Below are 257 nucleotides of genomic sequence, written 5' to 3'. Positions count from 1 at the left end.
GGTGTATTCGCTTGTTCGGAAGATGAACATATGACGGCTGATTATTTTAAAGCCCAACAACGGGATAGCCGTTTCTTTGGAAAATGGAATGACGTAGATATAAACACCTTAGAAGAAGTAATGACCACTGTCTATCCTGAATATTCGGAGAATGGAGAGTTGATTCATATATATCGAGAGACAGGAGAAAAAAATAAAAGAATAGAATATTATTATACAAAAGGAGATAGACTCTATGTGTTAAACCCTGGCTCTGG

Annotated in this window: 1 protein-coding gene; it reads left to right on the top strand. The window is 36.6% G+C overall.

Annotation, left to right across the window (positions count from 1 at the left end; translation table 11 throughout):
* A partial coding sequence (locus CCAND38_RS11740) for a hypothetical protein (protein WP_197066314.1) occupies nucleotides 1-257 on the top strand: 257 nt, incomplete at both ends.

The sequence above is a fragment of the Capnocytophaga canis genome (assembly GCF_000827555.1).
Classification (GTDB): domain Bacteria; phylum Bacteroidota; class Bacteroidia; order Flavobacteriales; family Flavobacteriaceae; genus Capnocytophaga; species Capnocytophaga canis.
This window is presented reverse-complemented; position numbering and strand designations above follow the sequence as displayed.